We start from the raw sequence: 15138 nt of genomic DNA on the forward strand, positions 1-15138 counted from the left end.
GCCCGCCGCTACGCTCGCGCCCATGACGATTCAGCGGATGGACAACGTCCTCATCGTGGTCGACGACCTCGACGCGGTGATCGCCTTCTTCGTCGAGCTCGGGATGGAGCTGCACGGCCGGTGGCCGCTGGACGAGCCCTGGGTGGAGCGGGTGATCGCGCTGGAGGGCGTCCGGCAGGAGATCGCGATGCTGCGGATCCCGGGCGCGCAGGGCGGGATCGAGCTGGCGAAGTTCCACACGCCGGCGGCCGTCCGGCACGAGCCGGTGGACGCGCCGACGAACACCCTGGGGATCCGCCGCGTGATGTTCGCCGTGGACGACATCGAGGCCACGGTCTCCCGCGTCAAGGCGCTCGGCGCGGACCTCGTCGGCGACATCGTCCGGTACGAGGACACGTTCCTGCTCTGCTACGTCCGCGGCCCCGAGGGCATCGTGGTCGGGCTCGCCGAGGAGCTCAACTGAGCCGGACGCGGGCGGCGAGGCGCATGAGGGACGGGGAGACGCGGGACGCCAGGTGGGCCAGGCGGGCCTCCGAGGTCACCGGCACGACGGCGCGGTCGTCCCGGACGGCCCGGACGATCTGCGCCGCGACCCGCTCCGGCGGGTAGGCGCGGCGGCCGTAGGCGCGGGTGATCCGGCGGCGGCGCCGGTCCTGGGCGTCCGGGGTGAGGCCGACGAACGCCGTGGTCCGGGTGATCGCGGTGTTGACGATGCCGGGGCAGATCGCCGAGACGCCGATGCCCGCGTCGGCTAGTTCGGCGCGCAGGCATTCGGACAGCATCAGCACGGCCGCCTTGCTCGTGCTGTAGGCGGGCAGTTCTCGCGACGGCGTGTACCCGGCCATCGACGCGAGGTTGACGATGTGGCCGCCCTCGCCGCGCTCGGCCATCCGGCGGCCGAACAGCCGCGCGCCGTGGATCACGCCGCCGAGGTTGACGCCGAGGATGCGCTCCCAGTCCTCCGGGGTGTGGTCGAGGAAGGAGCCGGACATGCCGATGCCCGCGTTGTTCACCAGGACGTCCGGGACGTCGATCTCGGCGGCGAACTTCTCCATCGCGGCGACGTCCGACACGTCCACGGTGTAGGCGCGGGCGGGCGGGCCGAGCAGGGACGCGAGCTGCGCGGTGCGCTCGGCGGACTCGGTGTCGCGGTCGGCGGCGACGACCTCCGCGCCGCGCTCGGCGAAGGCCAGCGCGGTGGCGCGGCCGATGCCGCTGCCCGCGCCGGTCACGACGACGAGCTGACCGGTGAACTCGGGCTTGCTCTCGACGCGCGCCCGGCGCAGGCCCCGCGACGGCTCGGCGCCGCGCACCTGCTCGACGTGCTCGCCGACGAGCCGCGCGATGAGGTCGGGACGGGCGGACGGGATCCAGTGCCGTCCCTTCACCCGCCGGATCCACAGGTTGGGGACGAACGGCCGCGCCGCCTCGGCGAGCGCGGGGGTGACGTAATGGTCGCCGGTGGGGATCACGATCTGCACCGGCAGGTCCGTCCGGCGGTCGCGGGGCCGCAGCAGCCGGGACGCGATGTTCGCGCGGTAGAGGCGGACCCCGGCGGCGCCGTCGCGCGGCAGCGTGGCCGCGAAGTCGGGGTCGCCGTGCTCCAGCCGCGTGATCAGCCGTCCGGCGACGCCGCTGCGCCACGCCAGCTCGGGCAGCAGCGGCGACTGGAAGAACCCGATGTACCAGGAGTGCACCGTCTGGCGGACCGACGCGCGCGGGTGGAAGCGGCGCGTCCAGTGCCCGACGTGGTCCAGCGACGGCCCGGAGATCGACGTGTAGGACGCGAACCGCTCCGGCATCGTGCAGGCGGCCTCCCAGCACTGGATCGAGCCCCAGTCGTGCCCGACCAGGTGGACGGGCTCGCCGGGGCTGGTCGCGTCCAGGACGGCCCGCATGTCCGCCATGAGGTGCTCGAACCGGTACGCGGCGGTGCCCCGGGGCCGCTCGGACGCGCCCGCGCCGCGCACGTCGTAGCTGATGACGCGGTACCGGTCGGCGAGGCGCTCCGCGACGGCGTCCCAGACCTGGTGCGTGTCGGGGTAGCCGTGGACCAGCAGGACGGCGGGGCCCGCGCCCCGCTCGAAGACGGCGAGGTCGACGCCGTCGCCGCGGACGGTCCGGGAGCGCACTTCATTGGACATGGAGTCATTAAGGTCCCGGGCCGCGTCCCCGGTCAACCCTTTGTGCTGGGCGTTACAAGCGTTTTGGGGCGTTTTGTCCGGGAACCATCCTGCGGAAGTTCCGACCCCCCAGGAGGAACAGTGCCCGAACATCTGGAGATCGAGTCCAAGCACGAGGCGGGTCCGGACTTCGCCCTGCCCGACCTGTCCGGCCTGGACGGCGTCGCGGCCGTGTCCGAGCCCGTCCGGGAATCGCTGCGCGCCGTCTACTACGACACCCCCGACCTGCGGCTCGCGGCGGGCGGCATCACGCTGCGCCGCCGGACCGGCGGCCATGACGCGGGCTGGCACCTGAAGCTGCCCGCCGGGCCGTCCGCGCGGCACGAGCACCACGCCCCGCCGGGCCTCGGCGACACCGCGCCGCCGGAGCTGGCCGGGCTCGTCCTCGCCCGGACGCGCGGGCTGCCGCTCGTCCCCGTCGCCGCCATCGACACCGAGCGCACCGCCCGGCTGCTGCTGGACGCCACGGGCGCCGAGCTGGCCGAGGTCGCCGACGACGCCGTCACCGGCCGCGCCGACACCGACGACACCGTCGCCTGGCGCGAAATCGAGGTCGAGCTGGCCGGGGCGGGCGACGGCGCGCTGCTGGAGGCCGCCGGGGAACGGCTCCGGGCGGCCGGGGCGCGGGACGCGGAGTCGCCGTCCAAGCTCGCCCGCGTGCTCATCGGCCGGATCGCGCCGTCGCCCGCCGAGGTCGCGCGGCGCAAGGCCCGCGAGCGCCCGCCGACGACCGCCGGGGACGTCCTGCTCGCCTACCTGGCGCGGCTCGTGGACGAGCTGCTGCGCCGCGACCCCGGCGCCCGGCTCGGCGACGAGGAGGACGTCCACCAGATGCGGGTCGCGACGCGGCGGATCCGGAGCGTCCTGAAAACGTACCGGCGGCTGACCGATCGCACTCGCGTCGATCCGCTGCGCGCCGAGCTGAAGTGGCTGGCGGGCGCGCTCGGCGACGTCCGGGACCTGGACGTCCTGCGCGCCCACTTCGACGCCGGGGCCGACTTCGCGCCCGAGCTGGTCGCGTCCGGGCTCGCCACCGAGGAGGCCGCCGCCCGCGCCCGGCTCGGCGCCGCGCTCGGCACGCCGCGCTACTTCGCCCTGCTGGACGCCCTGGACGCGCTGCACCTGGCCCCGCCGCTGACCCGCGCCGCCCGCCGTCCCGCCCGGCCCGAGCTGCGCCGGGCCGTCGCCCGCGCGTGGCGGCGGCTGGAGCGGCGGCACGGCGCGCTGCGCACCGCCCGGACCGACACCGCGCGGGACGTCGCGCTGCACGAGCTGCGCAAGGCCGCCAAGCTCGCCCGCTACACCGCCGAGGCCGCGCGCGACGCGGGCGGGAAGCCGGCGCGCAAGGCGGCCAAGGGCGCGAAGCGGCTCCAGACCGTCCTCGGCGAGCACCAGGACGCCGTGACGGCCCGGAACCGGCTGCGCGCCGCCGCGCCCCGCGACCTGGAGGACGCCTTCCGCCTCGGCGTCCTCTACGCCCGCGAGGACGCCCGCGCCGCCGAGGCGCGGCGCCGCTTCACGAAGAAGTGGAAGAAACGCCCCCGCCTCGCCTGACCTCCGCCCTCACGCGACCGCGTGACCTGAGGGCCGGGCGACGCCGAAGGCGAGCCCGGCCCGAAGATCGCGGAGCGATGCGCGGTCGCAGGTCGTGCCGACAAGGACGAGCCGCCAGGCGAGGACGCCGCTCGGCGGGACAATTAAATACTGTGACGTTCCAATCCGGCGACGCCGTCGGGTGTCAGGTGGACGGCCCAGAACCCGCCCTTGGGCAGGGACGTGTCGTCGGGGACGTCGGCGCCGAGGGCGCGGCAGAGGCCGTCCACCATCTTCGTCAGCGACTCGCCGTGCGTGCAGACGGCGGCGGGTTCGGCGAGGGCGAGGAGGAAGGCCGTCCCGGCGTCGACGTCGGCGCCGACCGTGACCGCCGCCGCCGTGACGACGGGCATGCCGGTGGCGCGGGCGAGCGGCAGCAGCGTCTCGACGCAGCGGGCCGTCGCCGAGCTGATCAGCCGGGACGGGCCGAACGCGGCGAGCGGCCCGGCCAGCGCGACCGCCTCGTCGCGGCCGAGGTCGTCCAGCGGGCGCAGGTCGTCGGGGCCGGGGAACGTCCGCTTGTCCCCCGCCGAGCCGTGCCGGACGATCAGCAGCGGCCGGGTGCGGCGCGGGCCGTCCAGGAACGCTCCCAGCAGGTCGGCGTCGACCGGGTAGCTGAGCCGGCGCGCGGCCTCTCCGGGCGGGAGCCAGTCCAGGGCGTCCACCTCGTCGTTGGGGACGAACGAAGAACCGTCCGCCTCCGCCGCCCAGTAGTCCACCCGCTTGGGACGTCCGGACACCGTGTAGCGCTGGGTGGGCAGCCGCCGGCCGAGGACGGGCACGACGCCCGTCTCCTCGATCGTCTCCCGGACCGCCGTCGTGACGACGTGCTCCCCGGGTTCCACCTTGCCCTTGGGGAACGACCAGTCGTCGTAGCGCGGCCGGTGGACCACGGCGATCTCCGCCCCGTCCGGGCCGTCGCGCCACAGGACCACGCCCGCGGCGCGGATCTCATCCATCGGCGACGTTCTTCCAGCGGCGGCTGCGGATCAGGTGCGTCTGGACGTCCAGCAGCTTCTCGCCCGGCGGCGGGGTGCGGCGCGTCCAGGTGCCCTCGGCGTCGAGCCACCACGCGGACGTGCCGTCGTCCATCGCCATGTTCATGAAGTCCAGCAGCGCGGTCCGCTGCGCGGGCTCGGCGACCCGGACCAGGGCTTCGACCCTGCGGTCCAGGTTGCGGTGCATAAGGTCCGCGCTGCCGATCCACACTTCGGGATCGCCGTCGTTGGCGAACGTGAAGATCCGCGAATGCTCCAGGAACCGTCCGAGGACGCTGCGGACGCGGATCGTGTCCGACAGCTCCGGCAGGCCCGGACGCAGCGCGCAGATCCCGCGCACCCACACGTCCACCGGCACGCCGGCCCGCGACGCCCGGTACAGCGCGTCGATCAGGACCTCGTCCACCAGCGAGTTGCACTTGATCTGCACGCGCGCCGGACGCCCCGCCCGGTGGTGCTCGATCTCGCGGTCCACCCGCTGGACGAGCCCGGACCGGACGCTCTGCGGCGCCACCAGCAGCCGGTTGTAGTTCTTCTGCCGCGAGTAGCCGGTGAGGTGGTTGAACAGCGCGCTGACGTCCTCGCCGACCTCGGGCGCGGCCGTCAGCAGCCCGAGGTCCTCGTACAGCCGCGCGGTCTTCGGGTGGTAGTTGCCGGTGCCGATGTGGCAGTAGCGGCGCAGCGTCCCGTCGGCGTCCTGCCGGACGACCAGGGCCAGCTTGCAGTGCGTCTTCAGCCCGACGAACCCGTAGACGACGTGGCAGCCCGCCTTCTCCAGCTTGCGCGCCCACGCGATGTTGGCGCGCTCGTCGAACCGGGCCTTCAGCTCGACCACGACGACGACCTGCTTGCCCGCCTCGGCGGCCTCGATCAGCGCGTCCACGATGGGCGAGTCGCCGCTCGTCCGGTACAGCGTCTGCTTGATCGCGAGGACGCGCGGGTCGGCGGCGGCGTCCTCGATGAGCCGCTGGACGGTCGTCGCGAACGAGTCGTAGGGGTGGTGGATCAGCACGTCGCGCTCGCGGATCGCGGCGAAGATGCTCGCGTCCTCGGGCAGTGAGTCTTTGGACGGCACGAACGGCGGGTACTTCAGCTCCGGCCGGTCCAGGTCGGCGATGGCGCTCAGCCCGGCCAGGTCCAGCGGCCCCGGAACGCGGTAGATCTGCTGTTCGGTGATGCCGAGTTCGGTCGTCAGCAGTTCCAGGACGGCCGGCGCTATCGACCGTTCCACCTCAAGGCGCACCACCGGGCCGAAGCGGCGGCGCAGCAGCTCCCGCTCCAGCGCCTGGAGCAGGCCCTCGCTGATGTCGTCGTCGATCTCCAGGTCCTGGTTGCGGGTCACGCGGAACGCGTGGTGCTCCACCACCTCCATGCCGGTGAACAACTGGTCCAGGTGCGCGGCGATGACGTCTTCGAGCGGCGTGTACCGATCGGCGGACGCCTCCACGAAGCGCGGCAGCACCGGGGGCACCTTGACGCGGGCGAACATCGTCGCGTCCGTCTCGGGGTCCCGGACGATCACCGCGAGGTTCAGCGACAGCCCCGAGATGTACGGGAAGGGGTGCGCCGAGTCCACGACGAGCGGGGTCAGGACGGGGTAGATCCGGTCCCGGAAGAACCGCCGCAGCCGCTCCTGCTCGGTCTCCGACAGGTCGTCCCAGCGCAGGATGTCGATGCCCTCGCGGGCCAGCGCCGGGCAGATGTCGTCGGCGAAGGCCGCCGCGTGCCGCAGCATGAGCTGGTGGGCGAGCGCGGCGGTGCTCTCCAGCACCTCGCGCGGCTGGCGCCCGCTGGCGGACTGGACGGCGAGGCCGGTCGCCATCCGCCGCGCCAGCCCGGCGACGCGGACCATGAAGAACTCGTCCAGGTTGCTGGCGAAGATCGACAGGAAGCGGACGCGTTCGAGCAGGGGCAGGCCGGTGTCCTCGGCCAGCTCCAGCACGCGCTGGTTGAAGCGGAGCCAGCTCTCCTCCCGGTCCAGGAACCGATCGTCCGGCAGAACGTCCATGTCACGGGGGAGATGTCCGGGGTTTACGGTCATGACGCAATTGTCCCTGCCCGAGGTGAACAGCAGTCGAACGGAAGTTTCGGCTTGAAGCCGGATATGACGATCATGCCCAGGTTCGGCGGCGGCCACTCGGGGTTCGGCACACTGAACGACGGTCAAGAAGGAGGCATCAGCGACCTGACGGTAAAGAAAGATCCCAGGACGGCCATCCCCTTGGTAAAACGGTCAGAGTGAACGCCTCGGTGAGCACTCTCGACTGGCCCCGCTGCCGGGTCGCCGGCTGCGCGGGGCGGTCCGCCGCCCCGTCCGGCACCTGCGTCGCGCACCTGCGGGCCGACCGCTTCGACCGGTTCCGCGCCGCGCTCCGGCCCGGCTCCGACCTCGACCTGCGCGGCGTCACCGTCCCCGCGCCCGCGCTGGAGGCCCTGCTCGCGGCCCTGCGCGGCCCGGACGGACGCCCCCATCTCGGCCGCGCCCGCCTCGACCGCGCCGTCCTGCCCGCCGGGACGTCCTTCGCCGACGCCTGCTTCGAGGGCGACGCGTCCTTCGACGGGACGGCCTTCACCGGCCCCGCGTCCTTCTACGGCGCCCGTTTCCTCGGCCACGTCTCGTTCCACGGCGCCCGGTTCAGCGGCAACGTGACGTTCCACACCGCGCGCTTCCACCGCCACGCGTCGTTCGAGGAGGCCGTGTTCGGCGGCGACGCGCTGTTCGGCGAGACCCGCTGGTACGCCGACGCGGGCTTGGACCACGCCGCGTTCACCGGCGCCGCCGAGTTCGACCGCGCCCGCTTCGACCGCGACCTCGCGCTGCGCGGCGCCCGGATCACCGGCCCGGCGTCGTTCCGCCGGATGCGCGTCGGCCGCAACGCCCGGTTCGACCGCGCCCGCTTCCGCCGGGGCGCGCGGCTCGGGCCGCTGTCGGTCATGGGAGCGCTCCAACTGGACGGCCTGACCGCGCACGAGGGCCTGCACGTGACCGCCGCCGTCCCGCTGCTCTCGGCCCGGGGCGCCTGCGTGCGCGGACGCGGCGAGTTCCGCGTCCGCTCGGCCGCGCTGGACCTCACCGGAACGTCCTTCGCCGGGACGCTGGACGTCCGCGAGGCGGCCCGGCCGTTCGCGGGCCTGGACGAGCCGCCCGCCGCGCCCGTCCGGCTGCTGTCCCTGCGCGACACGCGGGCGCCCCGCATCGCGCTCGCCGACGTGGACCTGTCGCGGTGCGGCCTGCTCGGCGTCTCCGGTGAGCTGAGCCTCACCGGGCGGTGCAACTTTCCTGTCCTGCGGCCCCGGCTGGCGCCCTGGCGGGCCTCGGCCGTCCTCGCCGACGACCCCGGCCCCCGGCCCGACCCGGCGCTCGCCGACCTCTACGCCCGGCTCGCCGCCGCCACGTCCGGCCGGACGTCCCGCGACCTGCGCTACCGCGCGCTCCAGGCGCGGCGGCGCGGCGCGTCCGGCGGCTGGCACCGGGCCGGGCTCGCCGCCCTCTGGCTGACCTGCGGATACGGCCACCGGACCGGACGCGCCGTGCTGTGGCTCGCGATGTTCGCCGCGCTGGCCCTCACCGGCGCGGCCCGGCACGGCACCCCGGCGCGGACGCATCCGGCGCCGTCGCGGGCCGTCCCGTCCCCCGCCCGCCGCTGACGCCATTCCGCGCATCACGAACCGGCCGCCTTCGTCTCCCCCGCCCGCCGGAAACGGTCGGCGCGGATGAAATGTCAGACCCCCGGGTAATCATGGGGGGTGTGAACGGAGAAACGCATTCCGCGGCCGAGTGCCCGCAGTGCCACGCCCATCTCGCGCTCGTTCTCACCCCGGCGACCCGTATCGCCGAGGGAATCCCTCCCAGCCTTCCCGCCGCCGTCCCCGCCGCGGCCGTCGAACCCCGCCGCGACGAGTACACGCCGCCGCCCGTGGCCGAGGTCCTCGCCGCCTACGCGGGGCGCAAGATCGACGGCGCCACGGCGGCTCGCGGCGCGGCCCAGGTCCGCGAGAGCCTCAACGCGGCACGCGCCGCGGTGGCCCAGCGGCGCGCCACGCGGCGGGCCGTCCGGCGGCCATTGAAAAGCGCCTGACCCGCGCCCGCTTTCCCTTCTCCGGCGTTCCCACCGGGGCCGTCGGCGCCCGCGTGCCCCCGCCCTCCGGGTAAAGGCCCGTGCGGTCCCCGGCAAGATCGTCGCCGAAACGGCTCGGCGACCGTCCGCCGTCCATTCCACGCGCCGCGACGCCCTTTTCCCGGCCCGGCTAGTCGGGCAGCGGAAGCAGGCAGTCCAGTCCGCAGCGCCGGATCAGCGAGCGCACCTGCCGCGACGCGCTCGTCACCCGCAGTGCGCCGCCCTCGGCGCGCAATCGTTTCGCCGCGTAGACCAGCGCCGACAATCCGTAGGAATCGCAGAACGGCACGTCCGCCAAGTGCAGCGCGATCCGCGGCGGCCCGCCCGGCACCGGCGGCTCCAGCGCGGCGTCCACGTACGCGCGCAGCAGATCCGCCCGAGTACAGTCAAGGTCGCCCCGAATGCGGCAAACCTGCCACGATTCGGCGATGTCGACGGACTCGCGCCGTGCGGGCGGCACACTCAGCGCCATGCGGGATCACTCCTTTTGCTCGCAGATCCAGTTCCCTGAGTCACTGCTCGTAACCGACCCGCTGGCCTAACATTTGCCTGATGACAAGCAGACCGAGACGCTCACCGTCCGTGGGCGGGACGAAGGAGGGAACGACGCGGTGTCCGCCGTCACCCGCAACGGGGCTCCGGGCGTGGCGACCGGCACGCGCCTGCGCCTTCTGCTGGTCGAGGACGACACGGCCGACGCCCTCCTGTTCGAAGACCTCATTACCGAGTCCGAACCGGACGTCGAGATCATCGTCGCCCGCACGCTCGCCGAGGCGCTGCGATCCCTGACCCCCGCCCTCCACTGCGTGATCGTGGACCTGTCGCTCCCCGACGCCTCCGGCCTGGAGGTGCTCCGGCAGGTCCTCAAAGCCGCGCCCGACCTCGCCGTCCTCGTCCTCACCGGGCTCGCCGACGCGCACGTCGGCGTCGCGGCGGTCGGCGCGGGCGCGCAGGACTACCTCGTCAAGCAGGACGTGGACGGCCCGCTCCTCAGCCGCGCCATCCGCTACGCCATCGAGCGCAAGCGCGCCGACGAGTCCGAACGCCAACTCGTCGAGGCGCGCATCCTCGGCCGGGAGAACGCACGGCTGGAACGCGGGCTGCTGCCCGTCCCGATCCTGGACGAACCCGGCATCGGCCACCACGCCCGCTACCGTCCCGGCCGCGACCGGGCGCTGCTCGGCGGCGACTTCTACGACACCGTCCAGATGGCGGACGGCACCGTCCACGGCGTGATCGGCGACGTCAGCGGCCACGGCGCGGACGAGGCGTCGCTCGGCGTCCGGCTGCGCATGGCGTGGCGGACGCTCGTCCTCGCCGGCCACACCGGCTCCCCGCTGCTGCGCACGCTCGACGCGGTGCTGTGCCACGAGCGGTGGAGCGAGGAGATCTTCACGACGCTGTGCATGTTCGCGCTCGCGCCCGACCGCCGCGCCGTCCGCGTCTGGCGGGCCGGGCACCCGCGTCCCGTCCTGTTCACGCCCGGCGGCGTCGCCCCGCTGCCCGACGAGCCGTGCGGGCCCGCGCTCGGCCTGCTGCCCGGCCTGAACTGGCCCGCCGGCGACGTCCACCTCGGCGACGACTGGGCGCTCATGCTCTACACCGACGGCCTCATCGAGGGCTACTCGGGCGAGGACGACGGCGAACGCCTCGACCTCGACGGGCTGCTCGTCCTCGCCCGCGCCGCGCACGCCCGCCGCGAACGCGGCCGGGCGCTGCTGGACGGCCTGATCGGCGAGGCCGAGCGGCGCAACGGCGACGTCCTGTCCGACGACCTGGCCCTGCTCCTGCTCACCCGGGGTGAACTGTCATGACCACCGACGCCTCCCAGGACCTCACCGAGGACATCACCGACGAGGAACTGGCCGAGCTGGAGGCCGTCCTCGGCCCGCCCGCGTTCATGGAGCCGATGCCCCGCGCGGAGCGGCGCGGCCTGGACCGCATCCGGCTGGGGCAGCTCTACCGCCTCGGGACGCTGCTGCTGGCCGTCCTGCTCGCCGCCGCCGTCGCGCTCGCCGGGTTCGCGCTCGCCGGGAACATCGGGGCGCGCAACACGCTCATCGACAAGGTCGACCCGGCGACGCTGGAGCAGTTCCAGCTCAGCGGCGCCATCGCCCGCCAGGACACGCTGATCCGCGACTACGCGGCGACCGGCGCCGCCGCGAGCCTCGCCGGCTACCGGGCCGCCGTCCGGGACGAGGCGGCGGCGGCCCACCGGATGCGCACGCTGCTGCGCGGGGTGCACGGCGCCGGCCCGACGTTCACCGGACTCGACCGCGTCACCGCCGAGAGCGCCGCGTGGCGCGCCGCGTACGCCGACGCGGTCGCGGCGGACCGGCGCGGCGCGGACGGGCTGGAGAAGACGGGCCAGGCGCGGTTCGTGTCCGTCCGGGCCGACATCGCGCGGGTGCAGCAGCGGATTACCGCGCTGCACGCCGAGACCGTCCGGATCCTGCAGAGCCGCGCGAACACCGCGACCTGGTCGGTCGGCGGCGCGCTGGCCGTGATCGTGATCACCGGGCTGGTGCTCGCGGTGCTGATCCGCCGGACGGTGCTGCGGCCGGTGTCGCAGCTCAGCGAGAAGGTGCAGGCCGTCGTCCAGGGCGACCTGACGCACCCGCTCGACGTCCGGCGGCCCGTGGAGATCTCCGAGCTGGCGGCCGTCATCGACGCGATGCGGCACCGGATCCTGCTGGAGTGGCAGCGGACGGCCCGCGCCCGCCAGCTCCTGGACGCCCAGGCCGCCGAGCTGCGCCGCTCCAACGCCGAGCTCGAGCAGTTCGCCTACGTCGCGAGCCACGACCTCCAGGAGCCGCTGCGCAAGGTCGCGAGCTTCTGCCAGATGATCGAGCGCCGCTACGGCGACCAGCTCGACGACCGGGGCCGCCAGTACATCGAGTTCGCCGTGGACGGCGCCAAGCGCATGCAGGCCCTCATCAACGACCTCCTCGGCTTCTCCCGCGTCGGCCGCGTCAGCCGCACCGAGGACGCCGTCGACCTCGGCGCCGTCGCCGCGCAGTCGCTGGCCGACCTCGCGACGCTGCGCGAGGAGACCGGCGCGGACGTCCGCGTCGCCGACCTCCCGCACGTGCGCGGCGACCGGACGCAGCTCGGCCAGCTCTTCCAGAACCTCATCGGGAACGCGATCAAGTTCCGGCGCCCCGGCGTCGCGCCCGAGGTGGAGATCAGCGTGCGCCGCGACGGCGACACGTGGGAGTTCGCCTGCGCCGACAACGGCATCGGCGTCGAGCCCCGGCACGCCGACCGCATCTTCCTCATCTTCCAGCGCCTGCACCCGCGCGAGGAGTACGCCGGGACGGGCATCGGGCTCGCGCTCTGCAAGAAGATCGTGGAGTATCACGGCGGGCGCATCTGGCTGGACGCGAACGAAGACCAGGAAAACCCCGGAACCGTCATACGGTGGACACTTCCGGCCGAGAAGGAGACCGAGGATGAATAACGACCCGGCGCCCGACGCCCGCCCGATCGAGGTGCTGCTGGTCGAGGACGACCCCGGCGACGTCCTGCTGACGACCGAGGCGTTCGAGCACAACAAGCTCCGCAACCATCTGCACGTCGCCAGCGACGGCGAGCACGCGATGGCCTTCCTGCGGCGGGAGGGCGAGCACGCCGACGCGCCGCGCCCCGACCTGATCCTGCTGGACCTCAACCTGCCCCGCAAGGACGGGCGGCAGGTGCTGGAGGAGGTCAAGGCCGACCGGGACCTGCGCAGCATCCCGGTCGTGGTCCTCACCACGTCCGAGGCGGACGAGGACATCCTGCGCAGTTACGATCTGCACGCGAACGCGTACGTCACCAAGCCCGTCGACTTCGACCGGTTCATCCAGGTCGTACGGCAGATCGACAATTTCTTCGTCACCGTGGTGAAGCTTCCCCGCTGACCGCATCGCCCCGGTCGAGATGCCCGCCGCCGACCCCTTGTGTCACAGTGGGACACATGGTCGCTCCACCCGGTCAGGACCCCCTGGAGACCGCGGCGGCCCTCGACGCGGCGGCGGGCGCGCTCCTGGACGTCGTCGCCCGCGTCCATGACGGGCCGGACGTCCCCGTCCCCGCCACGCAGCTCCGCGCGCTGTTCATCCTGGAACGCGGCCCGGTCAACGTGAGCGGGCTCGCGGCCGGGCTGGGCGCGCTGACGTCCTCGGCGAGCCGGCTGTGCGACCGGCTGGAGGCGTCCGGGCTGCTGCGCCGCGACACCGGGCGGGACCGGCGCGAGGTGACCGTCCGGCTGACCACCGACGGGCGGCGGCTGCTGGAGCGGCTGCGCGTGCGGCGCCGCGAGGAGCTGGGCCGGATCCTGTCGGGGATGCCCGCCCAGGCGCGGCAGTCGCTCGTCTGGGGGCTGGCGGAGTTCTCCGCCGCGGCCGGACGCCACACCTGAGCATTTTCGTCCGATTTCCCCCGGGCAAAAGCAGAGTTATGTCCGATCAAGCGAACTTGTCGCCGTCATTCCGGAAATAAACGCCATTAACGGGGAATGGCAAGAGCCCGGCGGGAAAAGTCCCGCCGGATTCCCCGAAAATCCGAACACGCTCCCTTCTCCCCCCGCTAGCATCCCCGGCGAGATGACGACCGTAAACCTTTCCCCCGAGCTGCTTATCGGGTCGGACATCACGCCTCCCGGAGGGGGCTCTTCCATGAGAACGCACCGCACCCGCCCGCGCGCCCGCGCGGCCGTGATCCTGCCGCCCGTGGCCGCGCTGGCCCTGGTCCTCGGGGGGTGCGGGCAGTCGCCGGACGCCGCCACGGCGGACGACCGGCCCGTGTCCGCGGCGTCCCCCACCGGGAAGACGCCCGAGACGACCACGTACGCGAAGATCCCCGCGTTGGCCCGGGACACCGGCGCCGCCGACGGCGGCGACGGCACGGTCGTGCACCCGACCGCGCCGCGCCCCGTCTACGACCGGCCCGGCGGACGGCAGGTGGCCGTGCTCCCCGTGACGGAGCTGGGCGGGCCCACCTGGGTGCCCGTCGTCGAACGCTCCGGCACCTGGTCGCGCGTCCTGCTCCCGAGCAGGCCCGACCAGGCCGCCGGCTGGATCTCCGGCGAGGACGGGCTCCGCGCCGCCCGCTCGCCGTACACGGTCAAGGTCGACACGGCGCGCCGCACGCTCACGCTGGAGAAGTCCGGCAGGAGCGTCGGCACGTGGAAGGTCGCCGTCGGGGCCGCGAACACGCCCACGCCGGCCGGACGGACGTTCGTCCTCGCCCAGCTCGCTCCGGCCAAGAAGTCGCCGAGCCCGCTGGTCATCCCGCTCGGCACGCACTCGGCGTCGCTGGACACCTTCGGCGGGGGGCCGGGCACCGTGGCGTTCCACGGCTGGCCGGACGCCTCGGTCTTCGGGAAGGCCGTCTCGCACGGCTGCGTCCGGGTGCCGGACGCGGCGCTGCGCGAGCTGTCCCGCGTTCCGCTCGGGACGGTCGTCCTCATCTCCGGCTGACCCCCCGGGCCAGCCGTACCCAGCATGTGAACTAGGAGTCGATCCATGTCCTCGATGAAGGCCCGCCTCGCCCAGATCGGCCTGGTCGCCGCCGCCGTCGGCGTCGCCGCCGCCACCCCCGCGGGCGCCGCGGCCCCGGCCGCGACCCCCGGCAGCACGGCGTTCGGGCTGACGGCGACCGGGCCGGTCTCGGTGCCGCCGCTGCCGCTCGCGCAGTCCGCCGCGGCCACCGTCACGCGCAGCCTCGCGCGGGTGAACCCCGACAAGCTGGTCGACGTCGGCGTCCTCAACGTGAAGGCGTCGCGCGGCTTCGCGTCGTCGGAGGTCGCGAAGCTGAAGGTCCCGAGCGCGGGGCTGTTCGCCGAGGCCGTCACCGCCAAGTGCCAGGCCGGGCGCGGCACGTCCCACGTCGTGAACGCGCTGGTCGCCGGCAAGCGGCTCGCGGTGAGCCCGCCGCCGAACACGACCGTCCCGTTCCACGTGGACGGGCTCGGTGACGGCTCGGTCGTCCTCAACAAGCAGGAGCGGCTGCCCGACGGCCGGCTGCGCGTGACGGCGCTGTCGGCGACCGTCCCGCTCGGCGGCGGCAAGGCGCAGACGCTCTCGGTCGCGTCGGCGACCTGCGGCGCCCCGGCGCACGTGGTGAAGCCGGTCAAGCCGGTGAAGCCCGTCAAGCCGGTGAAGCCGCACACGCCGAAGAACGCGGCGCCCAAGCCGAAGCCGGTCCAGGGGGACCTGCCGGTCACCGGCTGATCGTCGGTCCACGGCCCCGTTCCGCGCTGCG

At 74.0% G+C, this 15138-nt stretch carries 14 protein-coding genes; 10 read left to right on the forward strand and 4 right to left on the reverse strand.

Annotated features, from left to right (window positions below):
- Window positions 1–22: 22 nt before the first annotated feature.
- Complete coding sequence (locus tag BTM25_RS01555; protein ID WP_103560973.1) at window positions 23–463, forward strand: VOC family protein; 441 nt, start codon at window positions 23–25, stop codon at window positions 461–463.
- Here the strand turns inward: BTM25_RS01555 and BTM25_RS01560 are convergent.
- On the reverse strand, window positions 456–2144 hold the full coding sequence (locus BTM25_RS01560; RefSeq protein WP_103560974.1) for an SDR family oxidoreductase: 1689 nt from the start codon (window positions 2142–2144) through the stop codon (window positions 456–458). The genes BTM25_RS01555 and BTM25_RS01560 overlap by 8 nt on opposite strands.
- A 120-nt stretch (window positions 2145–2264) precedes the next feature.
- Between BTM25_RS01560 and BTM25_RS01565 the strand changes: the two genes are divergently transcribed.
- Window positions 2265–3737 (forward strand): CYTH and CHAD domain-containing protein, encoded by a 1473-nt coding sequence (locus tag BTM25_RS01565; protein ID WP_103560975.1) that lies wholly within the window; start codon window positions 2265–2267, stop codon window positions 3735–3737.
- Window positions 3738–3880: 143 nt separating this feature from the next.
- Here the strand turns inward: BTM25_RS01565 and BTM25_RS01570 are convergent, their stop codons facing one another.
- Together BTM25_RS01570 and BTM25_RS01575 are read right to left on the reverse strand one after the other, a co-directional pair.
- A complete protein-coding gene (locus tag BTM25_RS01570) occupies window positions 3881–4735 on the reverse strand; it encodes an NUDIX hydrolase (protein ID WP_103560976.1) in 855 nt (284 codons plus the stop codon).
- The gene (locus BTM25_RS01575) at window positions 4728–6815 is read right to left on the reverse strand and encodes an RNA degradosome polyphosphate kinase (protein WP_103560977.1); all 2088 of its coding nucleotides are present in this window, start codon (window positions 6813–6815) and stop codon (window positions 4728–4730) included. The genes BTM25_RS01570 and BTM25_RS01575 overlap by 8 nt, the downstream gene beginning before the upstream one ends.
- 209 nt (window positions 6816–7024) lie before the next feature.
- Here BTM25_RS01575 and BTM25_RS01580 point away from each other — a divergent pair, with 209 nt between their 5' ends.
- Both BTM25_RS01580 and BTM25_RS01585 read left to right on the forward strand, forming a co-directional pair.
- Window positions 7025–8422, forward strand: coding sequence for a pentapeptide repeat-containing protein (locus BTM25_RS01580; protein WP_146058921.1), 1398 nt, complete (start codon window positions 7025–7027; stop codon window positions 8420–8422).
- A 101-nt stretch (window positions 8423–8523) separates the two neighbouring features.
- On the forward strand, window positions 8524–8853 hold the full coding sequence (locus BTM25_RS01585; RefSeq protein ID WP_407923362.1) for a hypothetical protein: 330 nt from the start codon (window positions 8524–8526) through the stop codon (window positions 8851–8853).
- Between the two features lie 169 nt (window positions 8854–9022).
- Here the strand turns inward: BTM25_RS01585 and BTM25_RS01590 are convergent, their stop codons facing one another.
- Window positions 9023–9364 (reverse strand): STAS domain-containing protein, encoded by a 342-nt coding sequence (locus tag BTM25_RS01590; RefSeq protein ID WP_103560979.1) that lies wholly within the window; start codon window positions 9362–9364, stop codon window positions 9023–9025.
- 139 nt (window positions 9365–9503) lie between these two features.
- Here BTM25_RS01590 and BTM25_RS01595 point away from each other — a divergent pair, with 139 nt between their 5' ends.
- From BTM25_RS01595 to BTM25_RS01620, 6 genes are all read left to right on the forward strand, one after another.
- Entirely contained in the window at window positions 9504–10706 is a 1203-nt protein-coding gene (locus BTM25_RS01595) for a PP2C family protein-serine/threonine phosphatase (protein WP_103560980.1), read from the forward strand.
- Complete coding sequence (locus BTM25_RS01600; RefSeq protein WP_103560981.1) at window positions 10703–12352, forward strand: sensor histidine kinase; 1650 nt, start codon at window positions 10703–10705, stop codon at window positions 12350–12352. The genes BTM25_RS01595 and BTM25_RS01600 overlap by 4 nt, the downstream gene beginning before the upstream one ends.
- Entirely contained in the window at window positions 12345–12794 is a 450-nt protein-coding gene (locus BTM25_RS01605; protein WP_103560982.1) for a response regulator, read from the forward strand. Before BTM25_RS01600 ends, BTM25_RS01605 begins: the two co-directional genes overlap by 8 nt.
- 56 nt (window positions 12795–12850) lie before the next feature.
- Entirely contained in the window at window positions 12851–13294 is a 444-nt protein-coding gene (locus BTM25_RS01610; protein ID WP_103560983.1) for a MarR family transcriptional regulator, read from the forward strand.
- 256 nt (window positions 13295–13550) lie between these two features.
- On the forward strand, window positions 13551–14354 hold the full coding sequence (locus tag BTM25_RS01615; RefSeq protein ID WP_103560984.1) for a L,D-transpeptidase: 804 nt from the start codon (window positions 13551–13553) through the stop codon (window positions 14352–14354).
- Window positions 14355–14399: 45 nt separating this feature from the next.
- Window positions 14400–15107, forward strand: a complete 708-nt coding sequence (locus BTM25_RS01620) for a choice-of-anchor P family protein (protein ID WP_103560985.1) — start codon at window positions 14400–14402, stop codon at window positions 15105–15107.
- Window positions 15108–15138: the final 31 nt, after the last annotated feature.

Source organism: Actinomadura rubteroloni (assembly GCF_002911665.1).
In the GTDB taxonomy this organism is placed as follows: Bacteria; Actinomycetota; Actinomycetes; order Streptosporangiales; family Streptosporangiaceae; genus Spirillospora; species Spirillospora rubteroloni.

Bases quoted from the DNA above. Each gene is read 5' to 3' on its own strand.
- BTM25_RS01555 (WP_103560973.1), top strand. From the start codon at position 23: ATGACGATTCAGCGGATGGACAACGTCCTCATCGTGGTCGACGACCTC.
- BTM25_RS01560 (WP_103560974.1), bottom strand. From the start codon at position 2,144: ATGTCCAATGAAGTGCGCTCCCGGACCGTCCGCGGCGACGGCGTCGAC.
- BTM25_RS01570 (WP_103560976.1), bottom strand. From the start codon at position 4,735: ATGGATGAGATCCGCGCCGCGGGCGTGGTCCTGTGGCGCGACGGCCCG.
- BTM25_RS01575 (WP_103560977.1), bottom strand. From the start codon at position 6,815: ATGACCGTAAACCCCGGACATCTCCCCCGTGACATGGACGTTCTGCCG.
- BTM25_RS01590 (WP_103560979.1), bottom strand. From the start codon at position 9,364: ATGGCGCTGAGTGTGCCGCCCGCACGGCGCGAGTCCGTCGACATCGCC.
- BTM25_RS01600 (WP_103560981.1), top strand. From the start codon at position 10,703: ATGACCACCGACGCCTCCCAGGACCTCACCGAGGACATCACCGACGAG.
- BTM25_RS01605 (WP_103560982.1), top strand. From the start codon at position 12,345: ATGAATAACGACCCGGCGCCCGACGCCCGCCCGATCGAGGTGCTGCTG.
- BTM25_RS01610 (WP_103560983.1), top strand. From the start codon at position 12,851: ATGGTCGCTCCACCCGGTCAGGACCCCCTGGAGACCGCGGCGGCCCTC.
- BTM25_RS01615 (WP_103560984.1), top strand. From the start codon at position 13,551: ATGAGAACGCACCGCACCCGCCCGCGCGCCCGCGCGGCCGTGATCCTG.
- BTM25_RS01620 (WP_103560985.1), top strand. From the start codon at position 14,400: ATGTCCTCGATGAAGGCCCGCCTCGCCCAGATCGGCCTGGTCGCCGCC.